Origin of the sequence: Pseudoalteromonas sp. APC 3224 (genome assembly GCF_030407535.1) — a bacterium.
Classification (GTDB): domain Bacteria; phylum Pseudomonadota; class Gammaproteobacteria; order Enterobacterales; family Alteromonadaceae; genus Pseudoalteromonas.
In genome coordinates this window covers 1-6,693 of record NZ_JASDDF010000064.1, presented here as the reverse complement: position 1 = coordinate 6,693, position 6,693 = coordinate 1, and the positions used below count along the sequence as shown (strand labels likewise).

Below are 6,693 nucleotides of genomic sequence, written 5' to 3'. Positions count from 1 at the left end.
CAAATATTATAATCACTAATAAGTGTTGATAATGCTGTAGGATCTATATGTTTATTTTCATCAAAAGCAATCCGATACATTCCTTCAACCGTACCAACGAACAATCCAAGTTTCTCGTCTATAGATAGAAATTTTACGTTGTTACCATCATTAGTAACTTTTTTCGTGTCGTTAAGTTTTATTTGTTGGCGTTCGCTACTTTCAGAGTTATAAGTGTATAGGCCCTGATCGGAACCAATATATAAGGTGTTTTGGTAAAGTGACAACGCACGGATAAACATATTTTCATTGGGCAAAGATATGACAAGAGATAACTTTTTTGTTTTTTTATCAAACCGATATACGTGCGCATCAATAGAAAAATAAAAATGTGTAAGTTGCTCAGCAACTGCAACAACCGGAGAGTATTTTTCTTCATTTTGATTCAAATGACCTGAATATATTTGTTCAGCATTTAATGTGTTTGGGTCAATTAAATAACTTCCAGCGAGCTGTGTGCTAACTAATAATTTACCGTTATTAGCTTTGTAGATATTAACTATATAATTATTTTTTAAACCTGTAGGGCTTTCGTAAAGGGTAACCTGGTAACCGTCGAACCGAAACAGGCCTTGTGTAGTGGCTACCCACACATAACCAATATCATCTTGTACAGATTTTACTACAAAGCTTTGCGAAAGTTGTTCATTGATAGAAATACGTTGTAGTTGTTCAGAGTAAGTTTGTGAAGCAAAGCTCTGTTGCATCCAAACTAATAAAAATATGTAAACAACGAAGAAAAACTTACTCAAAAGCACTTACCCTTTTTGGCCGACAAGGTTGGTATTTAGTATTGGTGTAATATAGCATGAGTTTAATTTAAAAATTACAAAAAGCACTATAGGTGTGAATTAATTGTTGCTTTTTTGTGGGTGTTAAAAGTCAGTTTAGCAAAAGTCAAAGGACTCCATATGAATTTTAGAGAAAATATTAACTCAGAGCACAGCGTGCTTTTAGTCATCGATTTGCAAAGCAAACTGGCTCCGGCCATCGCTTCATTTAATACGACTTTAGAGTGTGCTTTACAACTTGCAAATGCAAGTGCTATTCATCAAATTCCTTCAATAATTACAGAGCATTATAAAAAAGGGCTAGGTGAAAGTGATGAGAAAATAAAGCAAGCTTTACCTAGCGCGCAGTATATTGAAAAAATAAGCTTTAGTGCCTGCGCCGAAGAGGGGTTCTTAGATACTATTTCGCTATTGCAGCGCCCTCATGTAGTAGTTACTGGTACAGAGGCGCATGTTTGTGTATTACAAACTTGTTTAGATTTACTACAACATGGTTATGCAGTGACTGTTGCTACAGATGCAATAGCCTCAAGAAATGCAGAGCACAAAGCCATTGCAGTTGAGCAGCTTCGTCAAGCAGGAGCAGTAATATCATGTGCTGAAACAATAATATTCCAATGGACAAAAAAAGCAGGGACGTCTACTTTTAAACAAATACTATCAATTGTTAAGTAGCGCACTAAAAAATTTTAAATCAACCTAATTGATAATGTTCGGCTTGATTTAAAATAAAAAATTGCCAGTTGTTAAGGGCTATACTAACAACTAGCGTGTTTAATTTATTACAAAATTAATTAAGGTTTTTATGTCTAGTGTGAGTCGATTGTTTACAATCATATTCTGTTTTTTGTTTGTCGAATCTGTTGGTATCGGCCTTTATTTCGATACACTAACAGAGGCGTTTCTGGTCGGCTTGCCCTTGTGCTTGCTTCCTATTTGGTTATTAAAAACCCAACCCGAAAGTAAAGTTACACCTCATGTTGTTGCTGCTGCAATCATGATGTTTTCATTTTTGCATATTCAGCAAGCGTATGGGCTTATTGAGGTCCATTTCGAAATATTTATTTTCCTAGCCATGCTGATAATGTTTGTTGAATGGCGAGTGTTTATTACGGCTATTGTGTTTGTTGCTATTCATCATTTATCTTTTTACTATTTACAAACGCAAAATACTGGGTTTTATGTTTTCGACCCTGATCGTTTAGCTTTTTCAACTGTGCTTATTCACGCTGCCTATGCCATAGTTGAAGCGCTTGTTGCTGGCTTTATTGCAGTGACATTAAAGCGTGAACGCCAAGCTGGTTTGTCGTTAAGTCATACCACAGAGCAAATAATGCAAGACCCAAATCAAATAAAACTTTCAATGCGAGCAGATGATACAGATAGCAGTGCAGTGCTAGGTTTTAACACGCTACTAGAATACTTGTCGGATGTTATTAAGCAGGTGCAAACGCAATCTGATTCATTAAAAAATAACTCCCAAGAGTTAATAAATGTCCATGATGAGCTGGCAGACAGTGCTAAGCACCGAAATACACAAACTGATGATATAGCTAATTCAGGTTCACAAGTTGCTCATGGTTTTAAACTGGTTGAGCAAGAAAGCAATATTTTAAAGCAGCAAGTGAGCAACATTACCGACTCTGCCCATGTTGCTTTACAAGAAGTGTTACAAACAGACAGTAAGAGTAAAGAGTTGCTCACGTTATTAACTAATACCGAAGAGCAATTAAGTCATTTAGTGGCTGCTGGAGATGTAATTACAAGCTTATTGAATGAGATATCAGGTATAGCTGATCAAACTAATTTGCTAGCGTTAAATGCCGCAATTGAAGCTGCTAGAGCCGGTGAGCATGGTCGTGGTTTTGCTGTAGTTGCAGATGAGGTTCGTTCTTTAGCGAATAACAGCCAGAAAACAACAGCTAAAATAGCATCTACATTAACAGATTTAGTGGATAACAGCCGTACTTCAACACAATCCATGAATCAGTGTGTTGAGTTTGTTGTAGATCTTACGAAAATTAGTGCCACCATGAAAGAGAATATCTCTTCCATGAGCGAGCAAATACAGGCCGTATCCACAAGTTCTGACTCAGTTGCGCAAGTAGTTGCTGAACAGGCTGGCAATACTGAGCAGATTGCAACAAGCACAGATCAAATGCGTCAACGCCAATATGAAGACGGAAAAATTGTTGATCAACTTACCGCTAAGGTACAAATGATTGATGTCAGTATCGATGTATTAGAGCAAAGTATTGCAAAATTTAACTAATAAGCGCTATTTTACTTTTGCATTGATTGGTGTGTGGTTTGTGGTTGTTGTGTCGGGCTTAGTGTATTTTCAACTTGGTCAATTAAAGCCTTTTGATGAGAATAAAATGCTTGAGCGCCGTAACTGGTTTTCGCAATTTAAAGAACACGTTGTTTGGCAAAACAAAGATAGTGCGCAACTACTTATTATCACTGAAGATAATTGTGGCTGTACAATACAAGCTAAACCGCACTTATCAGCCTTACAGCGCTTTGCGAAAAATCAGGGCGTCGAGGTGCAAACATTTAAACTCAATAGCCAACTAAAGTCAGTGGTTCCGGCAACGCCAGCCGCAGTTTTAATTGATAAAAATGGTGAGTTTGTTTATGCAGGCCCTTTATCAGAAGGGTTGGCTTGTTCACAAGGTAGCGGGTTTGTAGAGACCGTGATAAGTAATTTACAGGCTGGTTTTAACTCATCATTGTTAATTGCCAACACAAAAGGGTGCTATTGTATTAACCGAGTGTAAAAGAGGCTCATTTTTATTCTACGATGACTGCTTATACTTCCTTGAACCGCCTACCTACTTTAGGTAAGCGGTTTTTTGTTGTAGGTTACTTAATCACACCATGGTTATTAAGCCATAAACACCTAATAATACAAATACGGTGGCGGCAATAGCTCTTACTGTATTTAATGGAATTCTTTTTAGTAACGCCTTACCAGCATAAATAACGGGTACATTTGCGATCAGCATACCAAGAGTTGTACCAATTGTTACCCACAAAACGGATTGATATTGTGCACCCAATAATACAGTCGCTATTTGAGTTTTGTCGCCAATTTCAGCGATAAAAAATAAAATTAAAGCCACTAAAAATGCCCCATAACGATCGTACTTGTGGCTAACGTCTTCGTCTTTATCGGGAATAAGCAGCCATAAGCCAACAACAATAAAGCTTATATTGACTACCCAAGGTAAGTATTCGACGGCAAAGTTTCCGCTCAGCCAATCACCAAACCAGGCAGATAAACCATGATTAATAATAGTAGCAGCGAGAATGCCTAAAATAAGCGCTATTTTATTATGAAAACGTGCCGCAAGTAATAGCGATAGAAGTTGAGTTTTATCGCCAATTTCGGCAAGGGCAACAGTGACGGTAGAGGTTAAAAAAATATCCATTAATATAATCTTCAGGCGGGAATATTAAACCAAGGCAAACAGCTATCTCCCGCCATGAGGATAGTGTCTACCTAGGTCTCGCCGATAACGCTTGCTACAACATTACAAACTTACCATGCACTTAAGGTGCAATTATGTTGATAAGTTTACTCATTACTGAGCGGGCTACTCCCCTAAGAGGAGGGCGATTATTCCACAAAGTTTAAAGCAGGTAAATATATGCGGGTAACTTTTAAATTTAATAGGTCTCTTTGTGGTGTTAGTGCACAAATAAACTTGCTTTGAGCTATCAAGTCAGCTGTAATAATAAACAGATGAAAGTTGAGCAATTTGAAATTATATACATGTGTGAAGGGATTAAAATATGCAAGGAACAATCGTTAAATCAACAATGGCAACCATTCAAAATGGAGTTATGAAAGCGGACGGAAAGTTTTGGATCACGCAAACCGACTTAAATTTTGAACCTTTTAATGAAAAATTGGGGTTAGAACAATACACAATTGCCCGCGATACAATTTTAAAAGTGGTTGAATGTAAAGGCAAGGGCGCAGGCCTTGTGCCAATAACAGCTGATGCGATAGAGGTTTTCACGCAAGATGGCAGCTCATATCAGTTTATACTTTCAAACCCCCATGATTGGATAAGTATATTATCTAATAAAGTTAGTACTTAAAGTAACAAATAAGCCATCATTCAATCATTGTAAATGATTGAATGATGGCAAATGATGTTTTCATTTAGGTATCAGCTGCAATATGCGGCAAAATGAAAGCACCTAAACTTTAAATACATTGACTTTTCCTTGTAGCATTGCCGCAAGCTGTGCGAGCTCTTGCGATGCTTGAGCATTTTGTTGCGAGCTTTCGCTAACCGAAGTAATACTCGCGCTAAACTCATTAATATTGCTGCTTAGCTCATTTGCGACCGTTTTTTGCTCCTGAGTTGCGGTTGATATTTGAGTATTCATATCTGCAATTTCGGTGACTTCTTGGTTAATTTCGCTGAGCACCTGTGAAGAATAATTAGCGTGGTCAACACTTTCTTTAGCACTGCTTTCAGCGTTACTCATAGCACTAACTACTTGCTGAGCCATACCTTGTAGTTTTGTGATCATTTCATTAATACTAGCGGTTGCTTTTTGAGTATTGTGGGCAAGTTGCCTTACTTCATCGGCTACAACGGCAAAGCCACGACCAGAGTCTCCAGCTCTTGCTGCTTCAATGGCTGCATTTAAGGCTAACAAGTTTGTTTGCTCAGCCACACTTTGAATCATCATCACAACTTGGTTTATATCATTGGTTTGAGTATTTAGATCTGCAATAAGCTGCGCATTTGTATTAACCAAAGTTGAAAGCGTATTTATTGACTCGATATTATCAGCAACAGCTTGTTGTCCTTGACCTGCCTTTATGTCGGCATTTGTAGCTTTATCAGAGGTTATTTGCGCGTTTTGAGCAACTTGCTCTATTGCGCTACTCATTTGAGTAATTGCGGTTGCAATCATAGCTGATTGCTGCTCTTGCTGGGTTGCTGTACTGGCCACTTGAATACTAATAGAGTTCATTTCTTCAGCTGCCGAAGCAAGCGTTAGTGTTGCGCCTGTCATATCTTTTACTAAATCTTGGATCCGAAGTAGCATATCATTAAAGTTAGATGCGGTATCTGCAATCTCATCTTTACCCTGAACCTTAGCACGAGCTGTTAAATCGGCATTGGTTGCAATATTCGTTATGGTATCGCGTAATGACATTAATGGATTTTGTATCGAGCAGTAAATAAAGTAGGCAACAATCAGTAATAGTAAAATTAATATTGCGATCGTGGCACTCATTATTGACTTTATTAATTTATAATTTTCATCAGCCTTGACTTTAAAGTCACTCGCTTCTTTAAGCTGCAAATCAATTAAAGCTTGGTAACTGGCACTCAGCGGATCAAATAATTGGTAGAGCTCATAAACAAATTGATTTTGTGGTAGTGATAAAAACTCATCATTATTAATGCTTACAATTAAATTATTTAAATGCATAAGCACAGGCTTTAGTTTATTTTCAACGTTATCGACTAAGCGCTTTTCTTCAGCTGTTAGCTGTGTGCTTAAGTAAGCTTTCCATTCACTATCAGCCGTATTTCTAGCATCATTAATATTTGCTAAGAGTTCTGACTTGCTAATAGAGTCAGCACGATACTTGTGAAGTAAATCAACAATATTAACAGCGTAATTGTCTGATACTAGTTTAATTTGCTTAAGTGGTACGACACGGTCGTCGTATAAACTATCAATCCCTGCTACTAACCTTCCCATTGTGTTTATTAAAAAAAACGATGTAATTAAAAAAATCATAATTGGCAGCAATGCAAGCACGGCTAAACGGGTACGCACAGAATAATTGTTTAACATAGTTGTCCAAAATTAGAGCAATGAT

General features: G+C 37.4%; 6 protein-coding genes and 1 pseudogene. 4 read left to right on the top strand and 3 right to left on the bottom strand.

Annotated elements, in window-relative coordinates; genetic code table 11:
- A pseudogene (locus QL989_RS18900) lies at positions 1-791 on the bottom strand (diguanylate phosphodiesterase); the annotation flags it as partial.
- 159 nt (positions 792-950) lie between these two features.
- Here QL989_RS18900 and QL989_RS18895 point away from each other — a divergent pair.
- The 3 genes from QL989_RS18895 to QL989_RS18885 all read left to right on the top strand — a co-directional run bounded on the left by QL989_RS18895 (position 951) and on the right by QL989_RS18885 (position 3,610).
- Positions 951-1,505 carry an isochorismatase family protein gene (locus QL989_RS18895; protein ID WP_138606764.1) on the top strand — a complete coding sequence of 185 codons (555 nt, stop codon included), beginning with the start codon at positions 951-953 and terminating at the stop codon, positions 1,503-1,505.
- 130 nt (positions 1,506-1,635) lie between these two features.
- Entirely contained in the window at positions 1,636-3,102 is a 1,467-nt protein-coding gene (locus QL989_RS18890) for a methyl-accepting chemotaxis protein (protein WP_290171674.1), read from the top strand.
- A complete protein-coding gene (locus QL989_RS18885) occupies positions 3,086-3,610 on the top strand; it encodes a DUF6436 domain-containing protein (protein ID WP_290171672.1) in 525 nt (174 codons plus the stop codon). The genes QL989_RS18890 and QL989_RS18885 overlap by 17 nt, the downstream gene beginning before the upstream one ends.
- Positions 3,611-3,703: 93 nt before the next feature.
- Here the strand turns inward: QL989_RS18885 and QL989_RS18880 are convergent, their stop codons facing one another.
- Positions 3,704-4,264, bottom strand: coding sequence for a TMEM165/GDT1 family protein (locus QL989_RS18880; protein ID WP_290171670.1), 561 nt, complete (start codon positions 4,262-4,264; stop codon positions 3,704-3,706).
- A 364-nt stretch (positions 4,265-4,628) separates the two neighbouring features.
- Here QL989_RS18880 and QL989_RS18875 point away from each other — a divergent pair, with 364 nt between their 5' ends.
- Positions 4,629-4,940 (top strand): hypothetical protein, encoded by a 312-nt coding sequence (locus tag QL989_RS18875; RefSeq protein ID WP_290171669.1) that lies wholly within the window; start codon positions 4,629-4,631, stop codon positions 4,938-4,940.
- Between the two features lie 102 nt (positions 4,941-5,042).
- Here the strand turns inward: QL989_RS18875 and QL989_RS18870 are convergent, their stop codons facing one another.
- The gene (locus QL989_RS18870; protein WP_290171668.1) at positions 5,043-6,668 is read right to left on the bottom strand and encodes a methyl-accepting chemotaxis protein; all 1,626 of its coding nucleotides are present in this window, start codon (positions 6,666-6,668) and stop codon (positions 5,043-5,045) included.
- Positions 6,669-6,693 lie beyond the last annotated feature (25 nt).